The following is a 26,752-nucleotide window of genomic DNA, read 5'->3' on the forward strand; positions in this document are numbered from 1 at the left end:
CTTTCTCCAAATACGCAAAAGCGGTTTCGGGGCCGCGCACGGCCGGAATGGAGTCATTCCGCCGGCTGGAACCCGACGATGAGCTGCCGCAGGCCGAGGGCGGCGCCGGCGAAGATCGCGGCCATGGTCACGGGCGCCGAGATGGCCAGGACGGAAAAGGCCGAGAGGCCCTGGCCAATGGTGCAGCCCATGGCCAGCACCGCGCCCGCGCCCATCAGTACGGCGCCGAGGATCTGGCGGCGCAGCTCGCGCGGGTCCTCGCAGGCTTCCCAGCGGAAGTGCCCCTTGATGAGCGAGCCGAGGAAGGCGCCCGTCCAGACGCCGGCGACCGAGCCCACGGCGAATGAGATCGGCCGCGCCGAGCCGGTCATCCACCACAGGATGCTGTCGCCGAGCGGCGCCGCGAAGCTGTGCGAGACCACGGGGATCGGCTCGAACCCGGTGCGGGCCACCCAGGAGGTGCCGGCCCAGGCCAGCACGATGCCGACGCCCACCAGCGCGGCCCAGCCCACCTGGAGCGGGCGCGCGCGCAGCGACCGCCCGGAGAGTGCCAGGGCAAGGATCGCCGCGCCGAGCGCGATGCCGAGGGGCGCCACCGGCAGGCCGGTCCTCGTGCCGATCCAGTGGGCGATGCCGGGCAACTCGACGCCGGTCACCGGCCGCTGGGGAAAGAGCGCGTCGCGCAGCGGGGCGACCGGCCCCGAGAGCACGACGAAGGTCGAGACCCCCATGACCAGCACGATGACGAAGCTGCGCAGGTCGCCGCCGCCCAGCCGTGCCACCGCGCCGTAGCCGCAGTTGCCGGCCAGCGCCATGCCGTAGCCGAAGAGCAGGCCGCCGGCGATCGAGGCCAGCGGCATCCAGCGGATCGAGAGGTAATAGGTGTCCGCGCCCTCCAGCAGACCCGCGCCGATCAGGCCGAAGGCGCCCATGACGGCCACGCCGATGGCCACGCCCCACATGCGCAGCCGCATGTCGGAGCCGCCGTAGAGCGCGTCCTCGATCGCGCCCAGGGTGCAGAACCGCCCCAGCCGCGCCGCGAGGCCCAGCAGCAGGCCGCTGCCCAGGCCGATCAACGCGACGAGGTGATATTCGCTCAGAGAGCTCAGCATGACCGGATCTCCTCCCCTGCCAGTCGTGGGCTCAGGGGAGAGAGTATGCGGTCACATTCGGGAACATGCAAATGAAACGCTTCGGAAGCGCCTCAGCCGTCGTCCTTGCAGAACAGCTCGTAGACGCATTCCAGCATCTTCTTGGGCCGCTCGTCGGCCAGGCGGTAGTAGATTGCCTTGCCCTCGCGGCGCGGCACGACCAGCCCCTCGAGGCGCAGCCGCGAGAGCTGCTGCGAGACCGCCGCCTGCCGGGCCGAGAGCAGGTCCTCGAGCTCGGTGACGGATTTCTCGCCGGTGACGAGGTGGCACAGGATCATAAGCCGGCCCTCGTGGCTGATCGCCTTGAGGAAGGCCGAGGCCTGTGTCGCCTTGTCCGCGATGCGGTCCAGCTCGTCATCCGTCAGATCGTCGTGAAGGACCGGAAGCGCCATGTTCATCATCCACCGTCCAGTTGTCCCCGGGTCGCGCCATCGACCGTCGCGTCGTCGTAGTCCGTGTGCTGCTCGAGCATCTGCCCCAGAAGCGGCCAGAAGAAGTCCTCGCCCGGATAGCCTTCCATCCGGGCCAGTTCCGCGCCATCTTCTATCAGCACGAATGTGGGTGTGAATACCACCTTTCGATCGTACTCGATGCCCTCGGGCGGTCCCTCGCGCAGTTGCGCCCGCAAAAGCGGCGCGAAGCGGCCCTCGTCGGTCTTGGGGTAGGCGGGCGCGACCTCGGCATCCCAGGCGGCGCAGTAGGCGCAGCCGGGCTGCTCGACCATGACGAGCCGCACGTCGGCGAAGGCCGCGGTGGCCGCCAGCAGCGTCGCCGTGGCGGTGGCAAAAAAGGTCTTGCGCATCATTGCATCATCCCGATTGTCGGGGCATTATCGGACAACATAATCTGAATATGTGAATTGATCAAGGCGATCGGAGGCCCATTGCTGGACATATCCTTTGCCGGAGCCGCACTTGCCGGTTTGTTGAGCTTCTTCACACCCTGCGTCCTGCCCATGGTGCCGTTCTACCTATGCTACATGGCCGGAATTTCCATGTCCGAGCTGCGCGACGATTCCGGCATCGAGGCAGGGGCGCAACGCCGGCTGGTGCTGTCCTCGGTCTTCTTCGCCGCCGGGGTTACGACGATCTTCGTGCTGCTGGGCATGGGGGCCACGGCGGTGGGGCAGGCCTTTGCCGACTGGCGGCAGCCGCTGTCCTATGTCGCCGCCGCCGTGCTGGCGGTCTTCGGGCTGCATTTCCTGGGCGTGATCCGGGTGCCGCTGCTCTACCGCGAGGCGCGGATGGAAAGCGCGGCCGAGCCCACGACCGTCTTCGGTGCCTATGTCATGGGCCTTGCCTTCGGTTTCGGCTGGACGCCCTGCGTGGGCCCGGCGCTGGCCTCGATCCTGATGATCGCCAGCGGCATGGGCGATATCGGACGCGGCGGGCTGCTGCTGCTGGTCTACGGCGTGGGCATGACGGCGCCCTTCGTGGTGGCGGCGCTCTTCTCGGGGCCGTTCCTGACATGGACCGCGCGGCACCGGTCCAAGCTGCAGTACGCCGAAAAAGTGATGGGTGCGATGCTCATCGTCTTTGCTATCCTGATCGCGACGGACACGGTGAACGTGATTGCCCAGTGGATGATCGACGTCTTCCCGGGCTGGACGTCGCTGAGCTGAGTTGGGTTCCGAGACATGGGAGGGAGACCATGAAGACCTGGATTGCCGCCGCCTTCGCCGCGGCCCTCGCGTTGCCCGCATGGGGCGCGCAGATGGGCGACGACGGGCTCTACAAGGAGCCCTGGATGCGCGACACCTTCAAGGACCTGCGCGAGGATCTCGCCGAGGCCAATGCCGAGGGCAAGCGCCTCGTGCTCTTCGTCGAGCAGCGCGGGTGCGTCTACTGCCACAAGATGCACGAGGAGGTCTTCTCGGACCCCGAGGTGAGCGACTACATCGGCGAGAACTACTTCGTGGTGCAGATCAACCTGCACGGCGACACCGAGATCACCGACCTCGACGGGGAATCGCTGTCCGAGAAGGCGGCCACCCAGAAATGGCGCGTGCTCTTCACGCCGAACATCATCTTCCTGCCGGAAGAGGTGCCCGAGGACACCAGCGCGATCGAGGCTTCGGTTGCCGTCATGCCGGGCGCTTTTGCCAAGGGAACGACCATCGACATGTTCACCTGGGTCAACGAAAAGCGCTACCTGCTTGACAACGGTGAGGATTTCCAGCGCTATCACGCAAGACGCATCCGTGAACGCGACGACGGGAACACCGACTGACACCTCCGGTGCAGAAGGATAACAATTCATATCCGTGAATTTGTTGTTGCGTGAGACGAGCACGGTGCACTACGCTATACACCAGTCCAGCGACGCGCGGCCCCGGGAGAGGGTCGACGGCAAGGCCAAGGGAGGAAACATGAGGTTCACTGGGATGACACTGGCTGCGGCGGTTCTGGCCGCAGGCGCGGCCTACGCCGAAACGGCTCCTGACGACGTGCAGTTCGGCGAATACGGGGCGGTCGAGGCCTCGCTCACCGGGCAGGAGGGCGACCCCGAGAAGGGCCGCGAGATCTTCTCGACCAAGTCCATGGGCAACTGCGTGTCCTGCCACGCGGTGAGCGTGCTCGAGGACGTGCCCTTCCAGGGCGAGGTGGGCCCGGTGCTCGACGGCATCGGCGAGTATCGCACCACCGAGGAGCTGCGCGGCATCGTCGCCAACGCCAAGATGACCTTCGAGGGCACGGTGATGCCGGCCTTCTACAAGACCAGCGGGTTCATCCGTCCGGGCGACGGCTACACCGGCAAGGCGGCCGAGCCGCCGATCGAACCGATCCTGGCGGCCCAGGACATCGAGGACCTGGTCGCGTTCCTGACGACGCTCAAGGACGAGTGATCGGACGCGATCCCGAGACATCTGAGGAGAAAGCAATGGATTTCACACGACGCGAGACCATGGCCATCGGCGGGGCTGCCCTGCTGGTCGCCTCGCTGCCCCGCGGCGCACAGGCCGCGACGGTCGACGAGCTGATCGCGGAATTCACCGGCGGAGCCGACGTGGCCGACAGCGGCGTCGAGCTGACCGCGCCCGAGATCGCCGAGAACGGCAACACCGTTCCGATCGAGGTGAGCGCCGAGTCCGCCGAGGCCATCATGGTCCTCGCCGCCGGCAACCCCACGCCGCCGGTCGCGACCTTCACCTTCGGCCCGCTTGCCGCGTCGCACTACGCCTCGACGCGCATCCGCCTGGCCGGGACGCAGGATGTCATCGCGGTGGCGAAGCTGTCCGACGGCACCTTCGCCCGCACGTCCAAGAACGTGAAGGTCACCATCGGCGGCTGCGGCGGCTGATCCGGCGCACCCCCACAGATTTCAAGGAGACGAGACTATGGCAGAAGGTGTCAGACCCCGCGTTAAGGTCCCCAGAAGCGCCTCGGCCGGTGATGCGATCACGATCAAGACGCTCATCAGCCACCCGATGGAGTCGGGTCAGCGCAAGGACAGCGACGGCAACACGATCCCGCGTTCGATCATCAACCGCTTCACCTGCGAGTTCAACGGCGAGTCCGTCGTCGACGTGAAGATGGAGCCGGCGATTTCGACCAACCCCTACTTCGAGTTCGAGGCGACCGTCCCGGAAGCCGGCGAGTTCAAGTTCACCTGGTACGACGACGACGGTTCCGTCTACGAAGAGACCAAGGCGATCGAGGTCGGCTGACCATCGCTGCCCTGTCCCGCAGAGGTGCGGGGCAGGGTCGTTCAAGGGAGGGAACCTAAATGAAAACGAGAACGATGACGGTCGCCGCCGCACTGTTCGCGCTGTCGGCCCCCGCGCTGACGGCGGGCGGCGCCGACGACGATAATCTCACCATCAACGGCAACATCGAGATGACGACCAAGGCGGAACCGGCCGCGCATCTCGACGGTGCACTGCCCGAGGTCATTTCCGGCTGGCATTTCCGCTCCGACGAGACGCAGGAGCTGGAGATGGACGACTTCGACAACCCGGGCATGATCTTCGTCGACCAGGCACGCGAGGCCTGGAACACCGCCGAAGGCTCCGAGGGCAAGTCCTGCGCGGACTGCCACAACGAGCCCGAGAGCATGGCGGGCGTCCGCACGGTCTATCCGAAGTGGAACGAAGAGGCCGGCGAGGTCCGCACGATCCAGATGCAGATGAACGACTGCCGCGAGAACCGCATGGGTGCGGAGCCGTGGAAGTACGATGCATCGGCCGCGATCAACATGGAGGCCCTGATCTCCTCGGTGTCGCGCGGCATGCCGATGGACGTGGCCACCGACGGTCCGGCCCAGGAGACCTGGGAGCAGGGCAAGGAAATCTACTACACGCGCTACGGCAAGCTCGAACTGGCCTGCGCGTCCTGCCACGAGCTCAACTACGGCAACTACATCCGTGCCGACCACCTGAGCCAGGGCCACACCAACGGTTTCCCGACCTACCGCCTGAAGAACGCCAAGCTCAACGGCCAGCACTCGCGCTTCAAGGGCTGCGTGCGCGACACCCGCGCCGAGACCTTCTCGCCGGGCTCGCCCGAGTTCGTGGCGCTCGAGCTCTACGTCGCCTCGCGCGGCAACGGCCTGTCGGTCGAGGGGCCCTCGGTCCGCAACTGATCCACGTCCCCGCGCGAGCGATCGCGCGGGGTTTCCCCGGCTTAATCCATTCACACATGCGCATGTGTGTCGCGAGAAACACGGAAAGTTCCCTCCCATGATCTCAAGACGCGATTTCCTTCAGGTGTCCATGGCGGCCTCGGCGGCGCTGGGCGCCAGCGGTTTCGGCAACTGGGCGCGGCTCGCCGCGCAGCAGGCGCTGACGCAGGACCAGCTGTTGCAGTTCGACACCTTCGGGAACGTCTCGCTGATCCACGTGACCGACATCCACGCGCAGCTGAAGCCGATCTACTTCCGCGAGCCCTCGGTCAACATCGGCGTGGGCCCGAACCGGGGCGAGGTGCCCCATGTGACCGGCGCCGACTTCCGCAAGCTCTACGGCATCGACGACGGCTCGCCCTCGCACTACGCGCTCAGCTCGGGCGACTTCTCGGCGCTGGCGCAGGAATACGGCAAGGTGGGCGGCATGGACCGCGTGGCGACCGTCATCAACGCGATCCGCGCCGACCGCCCCGACGCGATCCTGCTCGATGGCGGCGACACCTGGCACGGCTCCATGACCTGCCTGCGCACGCAGGGGCAGGACATGGTCAACGTGATGAACGCGCTCAAGCCCGACGCGATGACCTTCCACTGGGAGTTCACCCTGGGCAGCGAGCGCGTGCACGAGATCGTCGAGGGCCTGCCCTTCGCCGCGCTGGGCCAGAACATCTTCGACAAGATGTGGGACGAGCCGGCCGAAAGCTTCAAGCCCTACGAGTTCTTCGAGCGCGGCGGCGTCAAGGTCGCCGTCATCGGCCAGGCCTTCCCCTACATGCCGATCGCCAACCCGGGCTGGATGTTCCCGGAATACAGCTTCGGCATCCGCGACGAGCACATGCAGGAGATGGTCGACGAGGTCCGCGCGCAGGGCGCCGGGCTGGTGGTCTGCCTGTCGCACAACGGCTTCGACGTGGACAAGAAGATGGCCGGCGTGGTCAGCGGCATCGACGTGATCCTCACCGGGCACACCCACGACGCGCTGCCCGAGCCGGTGATGGTGGGCGACACGATCCTCATCGCGTCGGGCTCCAACGGCAAGTTCGTGAGCCGCGTCGACCTCGACGTGCGCGACGGCCGGATGATGGGCTTCCGTCACAAGCTGATCCCGATCTTCTCGGACGTGATCGAGCCCGACAAGGAGGTCGCCGCGCTCATCGACGAGCAGCGGGCGCCCTTCAAGGAAGAGCTGGAAGAGGTGATCGGCCAGACCGACTCGCTGCTCTATCGCCGGGGCAACTTCAACGGCTCCTGGGACGACCTGATCTGCGACGCGCTCCTCTCCGAGCGCGACGCCGAGATCGCCATGTCGCCGGGCGTGCGCTGGGGTCCCTCGCTGATCCCGGGCGATCCGATCACCCGCGAGGACATCTTCAACGTCACCTCGATGACCTACGGCGAGGCCTACCGCACCGAGATGACCGGCGAGTTCATCAAGGTCGTACTCGAGGACGTGGCCGACAACATCTTCAACCCCGACCCCTACTACCAGCAGGGCGGAGACATGGTGCGCATCGGCGGCATGGGCTACCGCATCGATGTCACCAAGCCGCAGGGCGAGCGCATCTCGGAGATGACGCTGCTCAAGTCCGGCGAGCCGATCGATCCGTCGCGCAACTACGTCGTCTCGGGCTGGGCCAGCGTCAACGAGGGCACCGAGGGGCCGCAGATCTGGGACGTGGTCGAAAGCCACATCCGCAAGATGGGCACCGTGACCGTCGGGGAAAACGACAACGTCGAGGTGGTGGGCGCATAGGCGCCCGCTGCCCCGGCAGCGACTTTTTTTCGCCTGATCCATGCACATAGGCGAATAGGATGATCCGAGAGGAGGCTGACATGGCAGAGGACACCGGCCGCGGCGCGAGCCGCCGGGCCTTTCTGAAGGGGAGCGTCGCCGCGGGCGGCGCGCTGCTGGGCGCCGGCGCGGCCCGCGCGGCCGAACCCGATCCGCTCATCACCGAGGTGCAGCCCTGGGCGAGCGGCCTGGGCGAGGGGGTGGACGCCACGCCCTACGGCCTGCCGATCCGCTTCGAGGACGACGTGATCCGCCGCAACGTCGAGTGGCTGACCGCCGACACGATCAGCTCGATCAACTTCACCCCGATCCATGCCCTCGACGGCACGATCACCCCCGCGGGCTGCGCCTTCGAGCGTCACCACTCGGGCGCGATCGAGCTGAAGAAGGAAGACTACCGGCTTATGATCAACGGCCTCGTCGATACGCCGCTGGTCTTCACCTACGCCGACCTCGAGCGCTTCCCGCGCGAGAACCACACCTATTTCCTCGAATGCGCGGCCAACACCGGCATGGAGTGGGCCGGCGCACAGCTCAACGGCGCGCAGTTCACGCACGGCATGATCCACAACATGGAATATTCCGGCATCCCGCTGCGCACGCTTCTGCACGAGGCGGGCTATTCCGGCGAGACCGAGGGCAAGTGGGTCTACGTCGAGGGCGCCGACGCCTCCTCGAACGGCCGCTCGATACCGATGGAGAAGGCGCTGGACGACTGCCTCGTGGCGATCAAGGCCAACGGCGAGGCCCTGCGCAAGGAGCACGGCTATCCCGCGCGCCTCGTGGTGCCGGGCTGGGAAGGCAACATGTGGATCAAGTGGATCCGCCGCATCGAGGTCATGGACGGCCCCGTCGAGAGCCGCGAGGAAACCTCGAAATACACCGACACGCTGGCCGACGGCACCTCGCGCAAGTGGACCTGGGTCATGGACGCCAAGTCGGTCGTCACCTCGCCCAGCCCGCAGTCGCCCATCACGCACGGTCACGGGCCGCTGGTCATCACCGGCATGGCCTGGTCGGGCCACGGCCGCATCACCCGCGTCGACGTCTCGAAGGACGGCGGCAAGACCTGGGAGACGGCGCGCCTCGCCAAGCAGGGCGAGAACAAGGCGCTCACGCGGTTCTACCTCGAGACCGAGTGGAACGGCGAGGAGATGTTCCTGCAATCGCGTGCCATGGACGAGACAGGCTACGTTCAGCCGACCAAGGCGCAGCTGCGCGAGGTGCGCGGCGAGAACTCGATCTATCACAACAACTGCATCCAGACCTGGTGGGTGAAGGAAAACGGGGAGGCGGAAAATGTCGAAGTCTCTTAAGCTGATCGGCGGCACGGCCGTCGGCGTCGGCGGCCTGCTGGTGCTGGCCGTCAATTTCGCCGACCGCAACATCACGCAGCTGCCGCCCGCGCCCGAGCGTCCGAAGCAGGTCGCCTCGGTCGCGCCCAGCCAGCCGCCGGCCGCGCCGGCGGAGGCGCCGGCGGAAGGCGTGCTCGTCGCTGCGGCCACCGCGGCCGAGGAGGGCGGCTCGACCTTCGGCATCGGCCGCCCGGCGCTGCCCGAGGAGATCGCCGCCTGGGACCTCGACGTGAGCCCCGACGGCACCGGCCTGCCCGAGGGCTCGGGCGACGTCTGGGAAGGCGAGGCGGCCTTCGAGGAAAGCTGCGCCGCCTGCCACGGCTCCTTCGCCGAGGGCGTGGGCAACTGGCCCAAGCTCGCGGGCGGGCAGGGCACGCTCGACGACAAGGACCCGGTCAAGACCGTGGGCTCCTACTGGCCCTACCTCTCGACCGTCTGGGACTACGTCCACCGCTCCATGCCCTTCGGCAACGCGCAGTCGCTCTCGAACGACGAGGTCTACGCGATCACGGCCTACATCCTCTACTCGAACGGTCTCGTGGAGGACGACTTCGTCCTCGACCGCGAGACCTTCGACGAGGTGGTGATGCCCAACGCCGACGGCTTCATCGTCGATGACCGGCCCGAGACCGAATACACCAAGTGGCGGACCGAGCCCTGCATGGAAGACTGCAAGGAGACGGTCGAGATCACCATGCGTGCCTCGGTGCTCGACGTGACGCCCGGCGAAGAAGGCGGCGACGACGGCGGCGAGCAGGCCAGCACCAGCGAGACCGAAAGCGCCCCCGAAGAGGTCACCGTGACGGCCGACGAGAGCGCGACCGAGGACAGCACCGCCGAGGCCGGCGGCGCGACCGAGGTTGCCGCCATCGACCAGGATCTCGCCGACGCCGGCGAGCGGGTCTTCCGCAAGTGCAAGGCCTGTCACCAGGTGGGCGAGGGCGCCAAGAACCGCACCGGCCCGCAGCTCAACGGCGTGGTCGGCCGTGAGATCGGCGGGCTCGATGGCTTCAAGTACTCGAACAGCATGTCCGACATGGAAGGCGCCTGGGACGCCGAGGCGCTGCACGGCTTCCTCGCCGATCCGCGCGGCTACGTGAAGGGCACCCGCATGGCCTTTGCCGGCCTGCGTGACGAGGGCGATATCGACGCCGTCGTCGAGTATCTGCGCACCTTCGAGTAGGCCGCGCGCGTCGGCGCGCTGCGCCGTTGCCGCAAGACCGGGCCCGATGCGGACCACCGTGTCGGGCCCTTTCGCGTCGGGGCCACGGCTGCCGCAGGCGGGGCGGGGGCGGCCCTGCGTCGCGGGAGCGCTCCCTTGACCTTTGGCGGGGCGAGGCCCTCTCATTCCCGCATGAGCGGACATCACCACCACCATCATCACCACGTCGATCCCGAGGCAGGCGACGCGCGCCTTGCGGGCGCCGTCGCGGTCAACCTAGCGCTGACGGTGGCGCAGGTCCTGGGGGGCATATTCTCGGGCAGCCTCGCGATGATCGCGGATGCGCTGCACAACTTCTCGGACGCGATCTCGCTGGTGATCGCCGCCGTGGCGCGGCGCATCGCGCGGCGGCCTGCGGATGCCGAGATGTCCTTCGGCTATGCCCGGGCCGAGGTGGTGGCCGCGCTCATCAACTACACCACGCTGATCGTGATCGGTCTCTACCTGCTCTACGAGGCCGTGATGCGGCTGATCGCGCCCGAGCCGGTCGAGGGCTGGCTGGTGGTCATCATCGCGGGCGTCGCGCTGGTCGTGGACCTCGTGACCGCGCTGCTGACCTGGAAGATGTCCAAGACCAGCGTGAACATCCGCGCGGCCTTCCTGCACAACCTCGCCGACGCCATGGGCTCGGTCGCGGTGATCCTCGCCGGGACGCTGATCCTGCTCTTCGGCTGGACCTGGATCGACCCGGTCGTGACGCTGGGCATCGCCGGCTACATCCTCTGGATGGCCTTTGCCGAGATCGGCGGCGTGATCCGCATCCTGATGCTTGGCAGCCCGCCGGCGCTGGCCCCGGCCGAGGTGCTGGATGCCGCGCGCGGCGTCGAGGGCGTCGAGGGCATGCACCACGCGCACCTGTGGCAGATCGACGAGCACCGCTCGGCCCTGCAGGCGCATGTCGTGGTCCGCGAGGGCGCCTGGAGCCGCGCCGACGGCATCAAGGCGGCGGTGAAGCAGCGGCTCGGGGAGCGCTACGGCATCGAGCACGTGACGCTCGAGATGGAGTGCGCCCGGCACGCCTGCGCCAGGCCCAGCGACTGGGGCGAGGCCTGAGTTGGCACAGCCGATTTGACCGGTCGCCCTTGCAGCCCCCCAAGCCCGATACTAAGACTCCGGTAACATCGACACGATAGGCACATCGGACACGAGGCAGCAGGCGGACATGCAAGACCCCATCGATCACTACATGAACAATCTCGTTCCCATGGTCGTCGAACAGACCAGCCGCGGGGAACGCGCTTACGACATCTTCTCGCGCCTGCTGAAGGAACGGATCATCTTCGTTTCGGGCCCCGTGCACGACGGCATGTCGAGCCTGATCGTCGCGCAGCTCCTGCACCTCGAGGCAGAGAACCCGTCGAAGGAAATCTCGATGTACATCAACTCGCCCGGCGGCGTGGTGACATCGGGCCTGTCGATCTACGACACGATGCAGTACATCAAGCCCAAGGTCAGCACGCTCGTGATCGGGCAGGCGGCCTCGATGGGCTCGCTCCTGCTCACCGGCGGCGCCAAGGGCATGCGCTTTGCCCTGCCCAACGCCGAGGTGATGGTCCACCAGCCCTCGGGCGGCTACCAGGGCCAGGCGACCGACATCCTGATTCACGCCAAGCACACCGAGCGTCTCAAGGAGCGGCTGAACCAGATCTACGTGCAGCACACCGGCCAGCCCTACGAAAAGGTGGTCGATGCGCTGGAACGCGACAACTTCATGACGGCCGAGGAAGCCAAGGACTGGGGTCTCATCGACGAGATCGTCACCAGCCGCGATACCGGCGAAGACGACAAGTCCTGACACCCGGGTCACGGAAACGGGACAGCGCATTTTTGACGTTGTAGAGCGCGAAACGCTGTCCTAAGCTTTCCCGAACCGGCGAAAACGAACGGCCTCGGCGGGGCAAACGGCCCCGCCCACGCGATGACCAGGCCCGGAAAGGTGCGATATGGCGACGAATTCTGGCGGCGACAGCAAGAACACCCTGTACTGCAGCTTCTGCGGCAAGAGCCAGCACGAAGTGCGGAAGCTGATCGCAGGGCCGACCGTCTTCATCTGCGACGAGTGCGTCGAACTCTGCATGGATATCATCCGTGAAGAGACCAAGGGCGCCGGGCTGAAAAGCTCGGAAGGCGTGCCCACCCCGCGCGAGATCTGCGATGTCCTGGACGACTACGTGATCGGCCAGGCGATCGCCAAGCGCGTGCTCTCGGTGGCGGTGCACAACCACTACAAGCGCCTCAACCACTCGCAGAAGTCCTCGGACATCGAGCTTGCGAAGTCGAACATCCTGCTGATCGGCCCCACCGGCTGCGGCAAGACGCTGCTGGCGCAGACGCTGGCGCGCATCCTCGACGTGCCGTTCACCATGGCGGACGCGACCACGCTGACCGAAGCGGGCTACGTGGGCGAGGATGTCGAGAACATCATCCTCAAGCTGCTTCAGTCGAGCGAGTACAACGTCGAGCGGGCGCAGCGCGGCATCGTCTACATCGACGAGGTCGACAAGATCACCCGCAAGTCCGAGAACCCCTCGATCACCCGCGACGTCTCGGGCGAGGGCGTGCAGCAGGCGCTGCTCAAGCTGATGGAGGGCACCGTGGCCTCCGTGCCGCCACAGGGCGGTCGGAAGCATCCGCAGCAGGAGTTCCTGCAGGTGGACACGACCAATATCCTCTTCATCTGCGGCGGCGCCTTCGCGGGCCTCGACAAGATCATCGCGCAGCGCGGCAAGGGCAGTGCCATGGGCTTCGGCGCCGACGTGCGCGACCCGGACGCGCGCGGCACCGGCGAGATCTTCCACGAGCTCGAGCCCGAGGACCTGCTGAAATTCGGCCTGATCCCCGAATTCGTCGGCCGTCTGCCCGTCGTGGCGACGCTCGAGGACCTTGACGAGGAAGCACTGGTCACCATCCTGACCCAGCCCAAGAACGCGCTGGTCAAGCAGTACCAGCGGCTCTTCGAGATGGAGGACACGCAGCTGACCTTCACCGACGACGCGCTGTCGGCGATCGCCCTCAAGGCCATTGCCCGCAAGACCGGCGCGCGGGGCCTGCGCTCGATCCTCGAGGGCATCCTGCTCGACACCATGTTCGAACTGCCGGGCATGACCGAAGTGGTCGAGGTCGTCGTGAACGAGGAAGCGGTCAACGCGGACGCCAAGCCGCTGATGATCTACGCCGACCAGAAGAAAGAGCCGGCCTCGGCCGGCTGAGGACGGCAGCGAAAGACTTTTGGGGCGGGGCCAGGGGCCTCGCCCTTTTCGTATCGGGGGCAGGGGCGCACCTGCGGCGCGGCCGCCACTGGACCTCGGGCACGCAATTCGTCATAAGCGGAACAGAGAGTTATCCGGGAGTCGTCATGGGCCTTCTCAACAGCCTTCTAAAAGCCGTCACCTGGTGGCACGGCGCCACGCTGAACACGCTTCTCTGGACCCGCCGCCACGGCACCCCCGTGGGCGAGGACGAGCAGGGCAACACCTTCTACCAGTCCAAGGACGGCAAGCGGCGCTGGGTGATCTACAACGGCGAAGCCGAGGCAAGCCGCGTCAGCCCCGCCTGGCACGGCTGGCTGCACCACACCTTCGACGAGCGTCCCTCGGACAAGCCACTGCAGCACAAGTCCTGGGAAAAGCCGCATATCGAGAACCTGACCGGCACGGCGCTGGCCTATGCGCCGCCGGGCTCGATCCGGCAGCCGAAGCCCAAGCCGCAGCAGGACTACGAGGCCTGGAGCCCGGAATAACCCCATGTCGAGTTCCGCCACAGAGGTGCTGGCGGGCGCGGCCGTGCTGGCCGCGGCCGTGGCCTTCGGCGCCTATGCCGTCACGACCACCGGCTTTTCGGTGCGCGACACCGGCTACCCGCTGAGCGCCAGCTTCCGCTCGCTCGAGGGGGTGACCGTGGGCACCGACGTGCGGCTCGCGGGCGTCAAGGTGGGCACCGTGTCGGACATCGGCCTCAACGCCGAGACCTACCGCGCGGACATGGCCATCACCATGAGCGAGGGCATCCAGATCCCCGATGACAGCGCCATCGTCATCGCCTCCGAGGGCCTGCTGGGCGGCAACTACGTCGAGATCAGCCCGGGCGGCTCGCCCTTCTACTACGAGGCCGGGGACGAGATCCTCGACACCCAGGGCTCGGTCAGCCTGATCTCGCTGCTGCTGAAATACGTCTCGGGCGGGGGATCGGAATGAGGGCGATGCTCGCACTCTGCATCTGCCTTGCCGGCGCGGGCGCCGTGGCCCAGGTGGCGACGAGCCAGGGCAACGGCGCGGTTCTGCGCGGGCTCGACAAGCTCACAGGCAAGGCCACCGACCTCGAGATCCGCGACGGAGAGATGGCAAGCTTCGGCAGCGTCGAGGTCACCGTGCACGAATGCCGCTACCCGCAGGGCGACCCGGCCGGCGATGCCTTTGCCTTTCTCACGGTGCGCGAGGCGGACGAGGAAGAGCCCGCCTTTCGCGGCTGGATGATCGCCTCTTCCCCGGCGCTGAACGCCATGGAGCACCAGCGCTACGACGTCTGGGTGCTGCGCTGCACCACCTCCTGACCTGACCGCGCAAGCGGCGTGCCGGCAATGTCGGCGCTGCCCTGAACCGCCTCGGCCAGCCGCGCGCGGTAGGCCGCGCGCGAAATCTCGACCCCGCCCATCGACGCCAGGTGATCGGTCAGGAACTGCGTGTCGAACAGCACGACCCCGGCGCGGCGCAACACGTCCATGAGCCAGGCCAGCGCAATCTTGGAGCCGTCGCGGCGGCGCGAGAACATCGATTCGCCGCAGAAGGCCGCCCCGACCGACAGGCCGTAGATCCCGCCTGCCAGCTCGCCCTCCATCCAGACCTCGAGCGAATGGGCCTGCCCGCGGCGGTGCAGCTCGACGAAGAGCGTGCGGATCTCCTGGTTGATCCAGGTCTCGCGCCGCTGGGCGCAGGCGTCGATCACCGCCTCGAAGGCCTGGTCCATGGTCACGCTGTAGTCGTCGCGTTTCAGCCGCTTGGCAAAGCTGCGCGAGATGTGCAGGCCGCTCATGGGGATGATGCCACGCCGCCGCGGATCGACCCAGAAGATCTCCGGGTCGTCGCGGTGCTCCGCCATGGGGAAGACCCCGGCGGCATAGGCCTGCATCAGAAGTTCGGGCGTGACGCTCATGCGGGGCGCCCGTGATCCGGCCCCCTTCCCAACCCTCCCCCCGGCGGGGGGAGGGCGCGCGCGGCGCGGGATGGCGACGGGCGGTGCATCACGCCGGGGTCAGGGGGTCCTTGGCCAGCCACTTTTCCAGCCAGTGGATGTTGTAGGTGCCGCCCAGGACGTCCGGCTCCTGCAGGAGCGCGTGGAACAGCGGGATCGTCGTGTCGACGCCGTCGACGATCAGCTCGGCCAGCGCGCGGTTGAGTCGCGAGAGCGCCTCGGTCCGGTCGCGGCCGTGCACGATGAGCTTGCCGATCAGGCTGTCGTAGTAGGGCGGGATCACGTAGCCGTCGTAGAGCGCGGAATCGATCCGCACGCCAAGACCGCCGGGAGCGTGGTACTGCGTGATCCGGCCCGGCGAGGGCGAGAAGCTGGGCAGTTTCTCGGCATTGATCCGCACCTCGATGGCGTGGCCGTTGATCTGCAGGTCCTCCTGGCTGAAGGACAGCGGATAGCCCTCGGCAACGCGGATCTGCTCGCGCACGAGGTCCACGCCGAAGATCGCCTCGGTCACCGGGTGCTCCACCTGCAGGCGGGTGTTCATCTCGATGAAGTAGAACTCGCCGTCCTCGTAGAGGAACTCGATGGTGCCGGCGCCGGCGTAGTTGATCTCGGCCACCGCGCGGGCGCAGATCTCGCCGATGCGCTGGCGCTCTTCCTCGGTGATGACGGGGCCGGGGGCCTCCTCGAAGACCTTCTGGTGACGCCGCTGGAGCGAGCAGTCGCGCTCGCCCAGGTGCACGGCGTTGCCCTTGCCGTCGCCGAAGATCTGGATCTCGATGTGGCGCGGCTTCTGAAGGTACTTCTCGATGTAGACCTCGTCGTTGCCGAAGGCGGCCTTGCCCTCGGCCCGCGCGGTCTGGAAGGCGCGTTCCATGTCCTGCGCCGTCTCGGCGACCTTCATGCCGCGCCCGCCGCCGCCGGCGGTGGCCTTGACGATGACGGGGTAGCCGATCTCGGCCCCCAGCCGCTGCGCGGTCTCGAGGTCGGGCACGCCGCCCTCCGAGCCCGGCACGCAGGGCACGCCGAGCGCCTTCATCGTGTCCTTGGCGGTGATCTTGTCACCCATGACGCGGATGTGCTCGGCGGTGGGGCCGATGAAGGTGATGGCGTGGTCCTCGAGCATCTGCACGAAGCGCGCGTTCTCGGAGAGGAAGCCGTAGCCGGGGTGGATCGCCTGCGCGCCGGTCACCTCGCAGGCCGACAGGATGGCCAGCGGCGAGAGGTAGCTCTCGGTCGAGGAGGCAGGGCCGATGCAGATGGTCTCGTCGGCCATGCGCACGTGCATGGCGTCGGCGTCGGCGGTCGAGTGCACCGCGACGCTGGCGATGCCCATCTCGCGGCAGGCGCGGATCACGCGCAGGGCGATTTCGCCGCGGTTGGCGATCAGGATCTTGTCGAACATCGCGCGCCCCTTATTCGAGGATCACGAGCGGGGCGCCGTATTCCACGGGTGCGCCATCCTCCACGAGGATGCGCTTCACGGTGCCCGCGCGCGGGGCCGGGATGTGGTTCATGGTCTTCATCGCCTCGACGATGACCAGCGTGTCGCCCTCCTCGACCTGGGCGCCGACGCTGATGAACGAGGGCGCGCCCGGCTCGGGCTGCATGTAGACGGTGCCGACCATGGGCGAGGCCACGGCGCCGGGATGCGCGGCGGGATCCTCGGGGACGTCGGCTTCGGGCGCGGCGGCCGGTGCCGGGGCCGGGGCGGCCGCGGGCTGCGCGGGGGCCGGATGGCTGGCGGCGGTCACGACCGGCGCCTGCGGGTGCATGCGGCTGACCCGCACGTTGAGGCTGTCGTCCTCGCCGTAGTCGCGCTTGACCTGCAGTTCGGTCAGATCGTTCTCGCGGAGCATCTCCGCCAGGGCCTTGATGAAGGCCACGTCGGATTCATGCGTGTCTTTGCTCATTCCGTCCTCGCCGGTGTCCTGCCGGCCCGAGCGTCCCCGGGCCCTTGATTGCGCGCTTATAGGGCAAGCGGCGATGCATGAAAAGCGACCCGGCGGGGAAATGCATGGCCGCGACGTGTGGTTTTGTCCGGGGCAGGGGCCGGTTCAGCCCGGCGAGGCCCGCGCGTCGCCGGGTTGGGTTTCGGCGGTGTCGGGGGCCGTGCCCCTGAGCGCCTCGGCCTGTTCCTCCAGCATCGCGGTGATCTTGATCTGCATGATCGAGGGCGGCGCGCTGTGCGGCTCCGGGTCCGGATCGCCGGAGGCGTCACGCCGGGCGGCGCCGGGTGGCTGACCGCCAGTGCCTGGATTGTTGTCTGCCGCGGCCTCGCGCGCGGCGGGCTGGACCCTTGTGGCGGGGGAGGTACGCTCCTGCGTGGCGGGCAGTCCCAGCGGGTGCCCGGTTGCCAGAGGTGCCACCGCCAAGGAAACACCTGGATATTGCATAGACTGGCTCCGTCGTTCGGCGCCCCCACGCCACGATCCTATCACAAACGTTAAGCGAAGGCTTCGGACGGATCGAATTGTCCCGATTTTCCCGCGGCTCGGTTAACACCGGCAAAAGAAAAGCCCCCGCACTGCGGGGGCTTTCCGAACCGTCATGTCACCGGCCGTCAGGTGTTCATGCGGTTGTCGATGAGGTCGTCGACGACGGAGGGATCGGCGAGGGTGGAGGTGTCGCCGAGGGCGCCGTAGTCGTTCTCGGCGATCTTGCGCAGGATGCGGCGCATGATCTTGCCCGAGCGGGTCTTGGGCAGGCCCGGGGCCCACTGGATGAGGTCGGGCGAGGCGATGGGGCCGATCTCGGTGCGCACCCAGCTGCGCAGCTCCTTGACCAGCTCGTCGCTGGGCTCGATCCCGTTCATCAGCGTGACGTAGCAGTAGATGCCCTGGCCCTTGACCGGGTGCGGGTAGCCCACGACCGCCGCCTCGGCGACCTTGGAATGGGCCACCAGCGCCGATTCGACCTCGGCCGTGCCCATGCGGTGGCCCGAGACGTTGATCACGTCGTCGACGCGCCCGGTGATCCAGTAGTCGCCGTCCGCGTCCACCCGGCAGCCGTCGCCGGAGAAGTAGTGGCCCTTGTACTGCTGGAAGTAGGTGCTCTCGAAACGCTCGTGGTCGCCCCAGACGGTGCGCATCTGCCCCGGCCAGCTGTCCTTGAGCGCGAGCACCCCCTCGCAGGGCCGCTCGGTGATCTCCTCGCCGCTGGTGGGGTCGAGCACCACCGGCTCCACGCCGAAGAAGGGCTTCATCGCCGCGCCCGGCTTGGTCGCATGCGCCCCCGGCAGCGGCGTCATCAGGTGCCCGCCGGTTTCGGTCTGCCACCAGGTGTCGACGATCGGGCAGCGGCCCTGGCCGACCTTCTCGTTATACCAGTTCCACGCCTCCGGGTTGATCGGTTCGCCCACGGTGCCCAGCACCTTGAGCGAGGATAGATCGCATTTCGTTACGAATTCGTCACCCTGGCCCATGAGCGCGCGGATCGCCGTCGGCGCGGTGTAGAACTGGTTGACCTTGTGCTTCTCGCAGACCTGCCAGAAGCGGGAGGCGTCGGGGTAGGTGGGCACGCCCTCGAACATCAGCGTGGTCGCCCCCAGCGCGAGGGGCCCGTAGACGATGTAGCTGTGCCCGGTGACCCAGCCCACGTCGGCGGTGCACCAGTAGACGTCGCCTTCGTGGTAATCGAAGGTGATCTCGGTCGTCATGGCGGCGTAAACCAGATATCCACCACTGCTGTGTACGACCCCCTTGGGCTTGCCGGTCGAGCCCGAGGTATACAGGATGAAAAGGGGATCCTCGGCGCCCATGGGGCGGGGCGGACACTCGGGCGCGGCATGCGCCATGAGGTATTTGACGTCGACATCGCGGCCGTCGATCCAGGTGGTCTGGTCGCCGGTGTGCTTGACCACGAGGCAGCGCACCTTGTCCGAGCAGTGCAGCAGCGCGGCGTCGGCGTTGGACTTGAGCGCGGTCTTGCGGCCGCCGCGGGGCGCGGTGTCGGCGGTGATGACGATCTTGGCGCCGCAGTCGTTGATGCGGTTGGCCAGCGCGTCGGGCGAGAAGCCGGCGAAGACGATGGAGTGGATGGCCCCGATGCGCGCGCAGGCCAGCATGGCATAGGCGGCCTCGGGGATCATCGGCAGGTAGATGACCACGCGGTCGCCGCGCATGACGCCCTGGCTGAGCAGGACGTTGGCCATGCGGTTCACCTTGTCCGACAGTTCGGCATAGGTGATGTGCTGCGCCGGGTCCTCGGGGTTGTCGGGCTCGAAGATGATGGCGGTCTGGTCGGCGCGGTCCTTCAGGTGCCGGTCGATGCAGTTGTAGGCGACGTTGAGCACGCCGTCCTCGAACCACTTGATGTCGACCTTGCCGAAGTCGAAACAGGTGTTCTTGATGGTCCTGGGCGCCTCGACCCAGTCGAGCCGCTGCGCCTGCTCGGCCCAGAACCCCTCGGGGTCCGAGATCGAGCGCGCGTACATCTCGTCATACCGCGCCGCATCGACGTGCGCGGTCGACACGAAGTCGGACGATGGTGGATAGGTGGTGGTCTCGGTCATGATATGCTCCTCCACATGTCGGGGGCAGGGAAACGCGCCCGGCCCCCTTATGCAAGACCACTTGGTCCGGTCGGCGGCCGGGTCGACCCTCAGATGGCCAGATATTCCGCCCGCAGGCTTTCGTTTTCAAGCACTTCCGCGGCGGTCCCGTCGAAGACGATGGACCCGGTGTCGAGGATGATCGCGCGGTCCGCCAGCTGCAGCGCGCGCACGGCGTTCTGCTCGACCAGGATCGTTGTCATCCCCTGTTCCTTGATGTGGCGCAGGGTCTTCTCGATCTCGTCCACGATCACCGGGGCAAGGCCCTCGTAGGGCTCGTCGAGCAGCAGCAGCTTGATGTCGCGCGCCAGCGCCCGGGCGATGGCCAGCATCTGCTGTTCGCCGCCCGAGAGCGTCACGCCCTCCTGCCGGCGGCGCTCGCCGAGGCGCGGGAACAGCTCGTAGAGCCGCTCGATCGACCAGCCGACGGGCGGGGCGATCTGCGCCAGCTGCAGGTTCTCCTCGACCGTGAGGCCGGGGATGATCCGCCGGTCCTCGGGCACGAGGCCAAGCCCCGCCGTCGCCGCCTCGTGCGAGGCCATGCGGTGCAGCGGCTTGTGGTCCAGCCAGATCTCGCCGCGCTGGACCTGCGGCGAGTCGAGCCGCGCGATCGAGCGCAGCGTCGTGGTCTTTCCCGCGCCGTTGCGGCCCAGCAGCGCCACGATCTCGCCCTCGTGCACGTTGAAGCTCACGCCCTGCACGATGTAGCTCTCGCCGTAGTAGGAATGCATGTCCCAGACGGAGAGGAAGGCCGGCGCCGTCTCGGCCATGTTGGCGTTCTTGGAAAAATCCGGTCTGACGTTCATGATCCTGGCTCCTTACGCCGCTTCGCCCAGGTAGGCTTCCTGCACCTTGGGGTGGCCCTTGATGTTCTCGGGCACGTCCTCGACCAGCGGGGTCCCCTGCGCCAGCACGGTGATCCGGTCGGCGAGGCTGAAGACCACATGCATGTCGTGCTCGATGATGCACATGGTGATGTCGCGCTTGGTTTTGATCTCCTTGAGCAGGTCGATGGTGTTGTTGGTGTCGGCGCGCGCCATGCCCGCCGTCGGCTCGTCGAGCAGCAGCAGTCGCGGCTCCTGCACCAGGCACATCGCCATCTCGAGCCGCCGCTTGTCGCCGCGCGACATCGAGGCCGAGTGCATGTTGCGCTTGTCGAGCATGTTCACGTCGTCGAGCATCCGCTCGGCCTGCTCGCGCAGGCCGCGCTCGGAGGAGACCGACTCGATGGCGTGCAGCCGGAAGACCCCGTCGCGCTTGGCGAAGAGCGGGATCATCATGTTCTCCATCACCGTGAGATCGCCGAAGATCTCCGGCGTCTGGAAGACGCGGGAAATGCCCATCTGGTTGATCTCGTAGGGCTTGCGGCCCAGCACCGACTGCCCGTCGAACATGACCGAGCCGGTGTCGGGGATCAGCTTGCCCACGAGGCAGTTGAGCAGCGTCGACTTGCCCGCGCCGTTCGGCCCGATGATCGCGTGCACGGTGTTCTCGCTCACCGAGAGGTTCACGTCCGACAGCGCCTTCAGCCCGCCGAACCGCTTGTTCACGTCCTTGACGTCAAGAATGCCCATGGCTCGCGCTCCTCATTCCGCGGGTTCTGTGCTGGCCGACTTGCCGTCGTCCGTGGATTTGCGCCGCCGCAGGCTGCGCGCGATGCGCTGTCCGCCCTCGACCAGCCCGCCGGGCAGGAAGATCACGATCAGCATGAACATCAGGCCCAGCGTCAGGTGCCAGCCCTTGCCCACGAAGGGATGGATCAGCGCCACGACGAGATCCTCGAGCCCGTCGGGCAGCCAGGCGACCCAGCCGTGCAGGATCTGGTCGTTGATCTTGGAGAAGATGTTCTCGAAGTACTTGATGAAGCCCGCGCCCAGCACCGGGCCGATCAGCGTGCCCGCGCCGCCGAGGATGGTCATCAGCACCACCTCGCCGCTCGCCGTCCACTGCATCCGCTCGGCGCCCGCAAGCGGGTCCATCGAGGCCATCAGCCCGCCCGCGAGCCCGGCGTACATCCCCGAGATCACGAAGGCCGCGAGCGTGTAGGGCCGCGCGTTGAGGCCGGTGTAGAACATCCGCTGCTGGTTCGATTTCACCGCCCGCAGCATCATCCCGAAGGGCGAGCGGAAGATGCGGATCGCGAGGTAGAACGAGATCAGCATGATGATCGCGCAGAGGTAGTAGCCCACCGAGAACTGGAACTGCCAGGGCCCGAGCTCCAGCGTCGTGAAGTGGCGCATCTCCAGCCCGAAGAGGTTGGTCACCGGGATGCCGCCGTCGGCGGTGGCCGTCTGGCCCAGCACGCGCGGGTCGTCCAGCGTGACCTGCAGGCCGGTCTCGCCGTTGGTGATCGGCGTCAGCACCGAGTAGGCGAGGTTGTAGCTCATCTGCGCGAAGGCCAGCGTCAGGATCGAGAAGTAGATCCCCGAGCGCCGCAGGCTGACGTAGCCGATCACCACCGCGAAGAGCCCGGCCACGATCATCGACAGCAGGATCGCCGGGATCACGTTCATCGACAGCAGCTTGAACATCCAAACCGCCGAGTAGGAGCCCGCGCCCAGGAAGGCCGCGTGCCCGAAGCTCAGGTAGCCGGTCAGGCCGAACAGGATGTTGAAGCCGATGGCGAAGATCCCGAAGATCACGAAGCGCTGCATCAGGTCGGGATAGCCCGCGTTGAACTGCGCCAGCGAGCTGCCCGCCGGGAAGGGGTTGAGGATGAAGGGTGCGAACAGCGCCAGCACCGCGACAACCGCGAAGAGGGTGATGTCTTTCTTGCCGAGTCCGAGCATGGCTTAGTCCTCCATCACGCCCTTGCGGCCCATGAGGCCCCTCGGACGGGTCAGCAGAATGATGATGGCGACGAGGTAGATGATGATCTGGTCGATGCCGGGAAGGATGGCCTTGACCTCGTTCATCGAGGCGAAGCTCTCGAGCACCCCCAGCAGGAAGCCGGCGGCAACGGCGCCCGGAAGGGACCCCATGCCGCCGACCACCACCACCACGAAACTCAGCACCAGAAAATCCATGCCCATGTGGTAGTTGGGAGAGTTGATGGGCGCGTACATGACGCCCGCGAGGCCGGCCACCGCGGCCGCGAGGCCGAACATGATGGTGAACTTCCGGTCGATGTTGATGCCCAGCAGGCCCACCGTCTCGCGGTCGGCCATGCCCGCGCGCACGACCATGCCGAAGGTGGTGAACTGCAGGAAGGCGAAGACCGCGCCGATGATCACGGCCGCGAAGGCGAAGTAGATCAGCCGCCAGTAGGGGTAGATCACCGCGTTGGGATCGAAGCCCAGCAACACGCCGAAGTCGAACGAGCCGGTGAAGGCGTCGGGCGCGGGCGTCGGGATCGGGTTGGCGCCGTAGATCTGCTTGATGATCTCCTGCAGCACGATCGCCAGGCCGAAGGTCACGAGGATCTGGTCCGCGTGCGGGCGGCGGTAGAAGTGCTTGATCAGCCCGCGTTCCATGATGACGCCGATCAGGATCATCACCGGGATCGAGAACAGGATCGCCAGCGGCACCGACCAGTCGATGATGGCCGAGCCGGTCGCCTCGCCGAAGATGTCGTTGACGTAGGGCACGTCGACCTTGAGCGGGTTGCCGAGAAAGTCTTTCTGCGTCTCGTCCACCACCTGGTGCGAGAGCGACAGCAGGCGGTTGAGCGTGACGGCGCAGAAGGCGCCGATCATGAACAGGGCGCCGTGGGCGAAGTTCACGACACCGAGCGTGCCGAAGATGAGCGTGAGCCCGAGCGCGATCAGCGCATAGGCCGAGCCCTTGTCGAGCCCGTTGAGAATCTGAAGGATGACTGCGTCCATGATCCCAGCCTTCGAGGTCTGAAGAAACCGGAGAGGTCCCGGCACTGGGCCGGGACACCGAGGGCCCGGCCGCGCGGGTCACGCACGGCCGGGAACTGCAAGATGCGGGTCAGGCGCCCGAGTTGCAGGAGCCCAGCGAGCCGCCCGAGAACATCGGGTGATCGGGGGCGTATTCCACCTGCGAGCGCGGGGTGATCTCGACCACCTCGAGCAGGTCGAACTCCGAGGTCGGGTTCTCCTTGCCGCGCACGACCAGCACGTCCTTGAAGCACTGGTGATCCTCGGCACGGTAGAGCGTCGGGCCGTTGCCCAGCCCGTCGAACTCGTAGCCCTCGAGCGCCTCGGCGACGGCGCAGGGATCGAAGGAGCCGGCGCGCTGCACGGCGTCCGCGTAAAGCAGCGTCTGCACGTAGCAGGTGTGCGCGGCCTGGCTCGGCGGGAAGCCGTACTTGGTGCCGAAGCTCTGCACGAAGGCCTTGGAGCCCTCGTCCTGCAGCGACCAGTGCCAGTTGGTGGAACCCAGGATGCCCTTGATCGACTCGCCCGCACCGCGCGCCATCAGGCGCGAGAAGAGGGGCACGACGATCTCGAAGTTCTTGCCGTTGGCCTGTTTCTCGCGCAGGCCGAACTGCACGGCGTTGGTCAGCGAGTTGACCATGTCCCCGCCGTAGTGGTTCAGCACGAGGATGTCGGCGCCCGAGTTCAGCACCGGCGCGATGTAGGACGAGAAGTCGCCCGCGCCGACCGGCGTCTTGACGGTCTCGACGGTCTCCCAGCCCAGCGACTCGGTCGCGGCCTTGATCGATTCCTCCTGGGTCCAGCCCCAGGTGTAGTCGGCGGTCAGGTGATAGGCCTTGCGGTCCTCGCCGTACTCCTTGGCCAGCACCGGGGCCAGCGCCGCGCCGGACATGTAGGCGTTGAAGAAGTGGCGGAAGCCGTTGGCCTTCTTGTCCTTGCCGGTGGTGTCGTTCGAGTGGGTGAGGCCCGCCATGAAGATGACGCCCGCCTCCTGGCAGAGGCCCTGCACCGCGATCGCCACGCCCGAGGACGAGCCGCCGGTGATCATGACCGCGCGGTCCTTCTCGATCATCGACTTGGCGCTGGCGCGGGCCGCGTCCGACTTGGTCTGCGTGTCGCCGGTGACGTATTCGACCTTCTTGCCCATGATGCCGGAGCCGTCCAGCACCTGCGACGAGAAGGTGCTCAGCATGCCGCCGTCGCCGCCGCCGTTCAGGTGCTCGACCGCCAGCTCGTAGGCGCGCAGCTCGTCGGCGCCCTCGTCGGCGTAGGCGCCGGTCTGCGGCACGTTGAAGCCCAGGGTGACGGTGTCGCCGGTGGGCTCGTTGGTGAAGGCCCGCGCCGACGAGGCGGTAAAGATCGTGGGCAGCGCCACGCCGGCGCCGGCCACGGCACCGGTACGCAGCACGCCGCGGCGTGTCACATTGCTCTTGGACATTGAATCCTCCCAAATTTTGCTGATCGCACCTGCAGGCTCCTCTTCCTGCCGGTGCGGGCACTGTGTCGTGCAAAGCCAGTATCGGACGGTGAAAGAAAATCACGCAACAACCGCCTTGCCTGAAACAATTTTTTTGTCAAAGACTGAACAGTATGCCATGATAAACCGTAAAGAAATTTATGTCGCGCCGCAGAAAGGCGTTGAAACGACAGGGAAAGCGGCATGCCACGCGACACGCTGACCGGCTCCCGCATTCGCGAGCGGCGGATCATTCTGGGTCTCAAGCAGGCCGACCTTGCCCGCGATGCCGGAATCTCGGCCTCCTACCTCAACCTGATCGAGCACAACCGCCGCAGAATCGGCGGCAAGCTGCTGCTCGACATCGCGGGCCTGCTGGGCGTCGAGCCCGCGATCCTGACCGAGGGCGCCGAGGCCGCGCTCATCGCCGCCCTGCGCGAGGCGGCGGGGCAGGTCCGCGACAGCGGTGCCGAGCTCGACCGCGTCGACGAGTTCGCGGGCCGTTTTCCCGGCTGGGCGCGGCTCCTGGCCGACGCCCGCGCGCGCATCGACCGGCTCGAACGCACGGTCGAGACGCTCTCCGACCGTCTCGCGCACGACCCCCATCTCGCCGACGCGCTGCACGAGATCCTCTCGACCGTGACCGCGATCCGCTCGACCGCCTCGATCCTCGTCGAACCCGGCGGCGTCGATCCCGACTGGCAGCGCCGCTTCCACCGCAACATCCACGAGGACAGCGCGCGCCTGGCCGACAGCAGCCGCAGCCTCGTTGCCTACCTCGAGGCCGAGGGCAAGGCCGCCGCCGAGAGCGGCACGCCGCAGGAGGAGGTGGACGCCGTCTTCGAGGCCCACGACCACCACCTGCCGGCGCTCGAGGCGGGGGCCGATCCCGCCGAGGTGGCGACCGAGCTGGGCGCCGCGCTCACCCCCATCGGGCAGGTCCTGCTGGGCCGCACCCTGCGCCGCTACGCCGAGGACGCCCGCGCCCTGCCGCTGGGCGCCGTGCTCGAGGCCGTGGCAGAGACCGGCCCCGACCCGCTGGCGCTGGTGCAGCGCTTCGGCACCGATCCCGCCCGCGCCATGCGCCGCCTCGCCACGCTGCCGCCCGACGCGCCCTGCGGCGTGGTCGGGCTCGCGGTCTGCGACGCCTCGGGCGCGCTCACCTTCCGCAAGCCGCTGCCGGATTTCCCCATTCCGCGCTTCGGCGCCGACTGCCCGCTCTGGCCGCTCTTCCCGGCGCTGAGCCGGCCCATGACCGTGCTCTCGCGCCGCCTGCGCTCGGCCGGGCGCGAGACGGGCGCGGTGCGCGCCTACGCCGTGGCCCAGCCCGCCACCCCGCCCGAGGCCAACCGCGACCCGGTCTTCGAGGCGCACATGATGATCGCCCCCGAACACGGCACCCGGTCCGGCGAGCCGGCCGAGGAGGTGGGCGTCGCCTGCCGCATCTGCCCGCGCACCCGCTGCCCCGCCCGGCGCGAACCCTCGCTGCTGGGCGGCCCGGTCGGGGAAGAGGGCTTTTGACAGGGCAGGTAACATTCGCGATAACAGATGGATCGGGGGAGGAACGCCGCG

At 67.4% G+C, this 26,752-nt stretch carries 29 protein-coding genes; 16 read left to right on the forward strand and 13 right to left on the reverse strand.

The features are described 5' to 3' along the window. Positions 1-53: 53 nt before the first annotated feature. The 3 genes from SALMUC_RS02880 to SALMUC_RS02890 form a co-directional block, all read right to left on the reverse strand. The gene (locus SALMUC_RS02880; protein WP_020038941.1) at positions 54-1,112 is read right to left on the reverse strand and encodes a YeeE/YedE family protein; all 1,059 of its coding nucleotides are present in this window, start codon (positions 1,110-1,112) and stop codon (positions 54-56) included. 92 nt (positions 1,113-1,204) lie between these two features. Continuing rightward, a complete protein-coding gene (locus SALMUC_RS02885) occupies positions 1,205-1,543 on the reverse strand; it encodes an ArsR/SmtB family transcription factor (RefSeq protein ID WP_037371099.1) in 339 nt (112 codons plus the stop codon). Between the two features lie 5 nt (positions 1,544-1,548). Further along, positions 1,549-1,956, reverse strand: coding sequence for a thioredoxin domain-containing protein (locus SALMUC_RS02890; protein ID WP_020038943.1), 408 nt, complete (start codon positions 1,954-1,956; stop codon positions 1,549-1,551). Positions 1,957-2,034: 78 nt separating this feature from the next. On the opposite strand from SALMUC_RS02890, the gene SALMUC_RS02895 reads away from it, so the two are divergent. The 15 genes from SALMUC_RS02895 (at position 2,035) to SALMUC_RS02965 (ending at position 14,692) form a co-directional block, all read left to right on the forward strand. After that, positions 2,035-2,772: a cytochrome c biogenesis CcdA family protein gene (locus SALMUC_RS02895; protein WP_021119754.1), complete on the forward strand. Its 738-nt coding sequence runs from the start codon at positions 2,035-2,037 to the stop codon at positions 2,770-2,772. Between the two features lie 29 nt (positions 2,773-2,801). Next, positions 2,802-3,380, forward strand: coding sequence for a thioredoxin family protein (locus SALMUC_RS02900; RefSeq protein ID WP_020038945.1), 579 nt, complete (start codon positions 2,802-2,804; stop codon positions 3,378-3,380). A gap of 139 nt (positions 3,381-3,519) precedes the next feature. Further along, complete coding sequence (soxX, locus tag SALMUC_RS02905; protein WP_021119755.1) at positions 3,520-3,996, forward strand: sulfur oxidation c-type cytochrome SoxX; 477 nt, start codon at positions 3,520-3,522, stop codon at positions 3,994-3,996. 35 nt (positions 3,997-4,031) lie between these two features. Next, positions 4,032-4,451: a thiosulfate oxidation carrier protein SoxY gene (gene soxY, locus SALMUC_RS02910; protein ID WP_020038947.1), complete on the forward strand. Its 420-nt coding sequence runs from the start codon at positions 4,032-4,034 to the stop codon at positions 4,449-4,451. Between the two features lie 37 nt (positions 4,452-4,488). Beyond that, a complete protein-coding gene (soxZ, locus tag SALMUC_RS02915) occupies positions 4,489-4,818 on the forward strand; it encodes a thiosulfate oxidation carrier complex protein SoxZ (RefSeq protein ID WP_020038948.1) in 330 nt (109 codons plus the stop codon). 59 nt (positions 4,819-4,877) lie between these two features. Further along, complete coding sequence (soxA, locus tag SALMUC_RS02920) at positions 4,878-5,732, forward strand: sulfur oxidation c-type cytochrome SoxA (RefSeq protein WP_021119757.1); 855 nt, start codon at positions 4,878-4,880, stop codon at positions 5,730-5,732. Between the two features lie 97 nt (positions 5,733-5,829). Next, entirely contained in the window at positions 5,830-7,527 is a 1,698-nt protein-coding gene (gene soxB, locus SALMUC_RS02925) for a thiosulfohydrolase SoxB (RefSeq protein WP_020038950.1), read from the forward strand. 80 nt (positions 7,528-7,607) lie between these two features. Continuing rightward, the gene (gene soxC / locus SALMUC_RS02930) at positions 7,608-8,882 is read left to right on the forward strand and encodes a sulfite dehydrogenase (protein WP_020038951.1); all 1,275 of its coding nucleotides are present in this window, start codon (positions 7,608-7,610) and stop codon (positions 8,880-8,882) included. Further along, entirely contained in the window at positions 8,866-10,104 is a 1,239-nt protein-coding gene (locus SALMUC_RS02935; protein ID WP_020038952.1) for a c-type cytochrome, read from the forward strand. Before soxC ends, SALMUC_RS02935 begins: the two co-directional genes overlap by 17 nt. A gap of 171 nt (positions 10,105-10,275) precedes the next feature. Next, positions 10,276-11,196, forward strand: a complete 921-nt coding sequence (locus tag SALMUC_RS02940; protein WP_020038953.1) for a cation diffusion facilitator family transporter — start codon at positions 10,276-10,278, stop codon at positions 11,194-11,196. A 109-nt stretch (positions 11,197-11,305) separates the two neighbouring features. Further along, positions 11,306-11,938, forward strand: coding sequence for an ATP-dependent Clp protease proteolytic subunit (locus SALMUC_RS02945; RefSeq protein WP_020038954.1), 633 nt, complete (start codon positions 11,306-11,308; stop codon positions 11,936-11,938). Between the two features lie 148 nt (positions 11,939-12,086). Beyond that, a complete protein-coding gene (gene clpX / locus SALMUC_RS02950; RefSeq protein ID WP_020038955.1) occupies positions 12,087-13,352 on the forward strand; it encodes an ATP-dependent Clp protease ATP-binding subunit ClpX in 1,266 nt (421 codons plus the stop codon). 146 nt (positions 13,353-13,498) lie between these two features. Next, complete coding sequence (locus SALMUC_RS02955) at positions 13,499-13,882, forward strand: NADH:ubiquinone oxidoreductase subunit NDUFA12 (RefSeq protein WP_020038956.1); 384 nt, start codon at positions 13,499-13,501, stop codon at positions 13,880-13,882. Between the two features lie 4 nt (positions 13,883-13,886). Further along, complete coding sequence (gene mlaD, locus SALMUC_RS02960; RefSeq protein WP_020038957.1) at positions 13,887-14,336, forward strand: outer membrane lipid asymmetry maintenance protein MlaD; 450 nt, start codon at positions 13,887-13,889, stop codon at positions 14,334-14,336. Positions 14,337-14,341: 5 nt separating this feature from the next. Beyond that, the gene (locus SALMUC_RS02965; protein ID WP_020038958.1) at positions 14,342-14,692 is read left to right on the forward strand and encodes a DUF2155 domain-containing protein; all 351 of its coding nucleotides are present in this window, start codon (positions 14,342-14,344) and stop codon (positions 14,690-14,692) included. Here the strand turns inward: SALMUC_RS02965 and aat are convergent. From aat to SALMUC_RS03010, 10 genes are all read right to left on the reverse strand, one after another. Then, positions 14,656-15,291, reverse strand: coding sequence for a leucyl/phenylalanyl-tRNA--protein transferase (gene aat, locus SALMUC_RS02970; protein ID WP_020038959.1), 636 nt, complete (start codon positions 15,289-15,291; stop codon positions 14,656-14,658). The genes SALMUC_RS02965 and aat overlap by 37 nt on opposite strands. A gap of 88 nt (positions 15,292-15,379) precedes the next feature. Next, positions 15,380-16,735 (reverse strand): acetyl-CoA carboxylase biotin carboxylase subunit, encoded by a 1,356-nt coding sequence (gene accC / locus SALMUC_RS02975; protein WP_020038960.1) that lies wholly within the window; start codon positions 16,733-16,735, stop codon positions 15,380-15,382. 10 nt (positions 16,736-16,745) lie between these two features. Further along, positions 16,746-17,243, reverse strand: coding sequence for an acetyl-CoA carboxylase biotin carboxyl carrier protein (gene accB / locus SALMUC_RS02980; protein WP_020038961.1), 498 nt, complete (start codon positions 17,241-17,243; stop codon positions 16,746-16,748). Positions 17,244-17,387: 144 nt separating this feature from the next. Beyond that, entirely contained in the window at positions 17,388-17,705 is a 318-nt protein-coding gene (locus SALMUC_RS29450) for a hypothetical protein (protein ID WP_021119759.1), read from the reverse strand. 188 nt (positions 17,706-17,893) lie between these two features. Further along, the gene (gene acs / locus SALMUC_RS02985) at positions 17,894-19,843 is read right to left on the reverse strand and encodes an acetate--CoA ligase (protein WP_021119760.1); all 1,950 of its coding nucleotides are present in this window, start codon (positions 19,841-19,843) and stop codon (positions 17,894-17,896) included. Between the two features lie 89 nt (positions 19,844-19,932). Further along, on the reverse strand, positions 19,933-20,688 hold the full coding sequence (locus SALMUC_RS02990) for an ABC transporter ATP-binding protein (protein WP_020039542.1): 756 nt from the start codon (positions 20,686-20,688) through the stop codon (positions 19,933-19,935). 12 nt (positions 20,689-20,700) lie between these two features. Further along, complete coding sequence (locus SALMUC_RS02995) at positions 20,701-21,456, reverse strand: ABC transporter ATP-binding protein (RefSeq protein WP_020039543.1); 756 nt, start codon at positions 21,454-21,456, stop codon at positions 20,701-20,703. Between the two features lie 12 nt (positions 21,457-21,468). Beyond that, the gene (locus SALMUC_RS03000) at positions 21,469-22,671 is read right to left on the reverse strand and encodes a branched-chain amino acid ABC transporter permease (protein WP_020039544.1); all 1,203 of its coding nucleotides are present in this window, start codon (positions 22,669-22,671) and stop codon (positions 21,469-21,471) included. A gap of 3 nt (positions 22,672-22,674) precedes the next feature. Then, positions 22,675-23,706, reverse strand: coding sequence for a branched-chain amino acid ABC transporter permease (locus tag SALMUC_RS03005; protein ID WP_020039545.1), 1,032 nt, complete (start codon positions 23,704-23,706; stop codon positions 22,675-22,677). A gap of 109 nt (positions 23,707-23,815) precedes the next feature. Then, entirely contained in the window at positions 23,816-25,162 is a 1,347-nt protein-coding gene (locus SALMUC_RS03010; RefSeq protein ID WP_020039546.1) for a substrate-binding protein, read from the reverse strand. A gap of 222 nt (positions 25,163-25,384) precedes the next feature. Here SALMUC_RS03010 and SALMUC_RS03015 point away from each other — a divergent pair, with 222 nt between their 5' ends. Next, positions 25,385-26,701, forward strand: a complete 1,317-nt coding sequence (locus SALMUC_RS03015; protein WP_020039547.1) for a helix-turn-helix transcriptional regulator — start codon at positions 25,385-25,387, stop codon at positions 26,699-26,701. Positions 26,702-26,752: the final 51 nt, after the last annotated feature.

The organism is Salipiger mucosus DSM 16094 (assembly GCF_000442255.1).
Lineage (GTDB): Bacteria > Pseudomonadota > Alphaproteobacteria > Rhodobacterales > Rhodobacteraceae > Salipiger > Salipiger mucosus.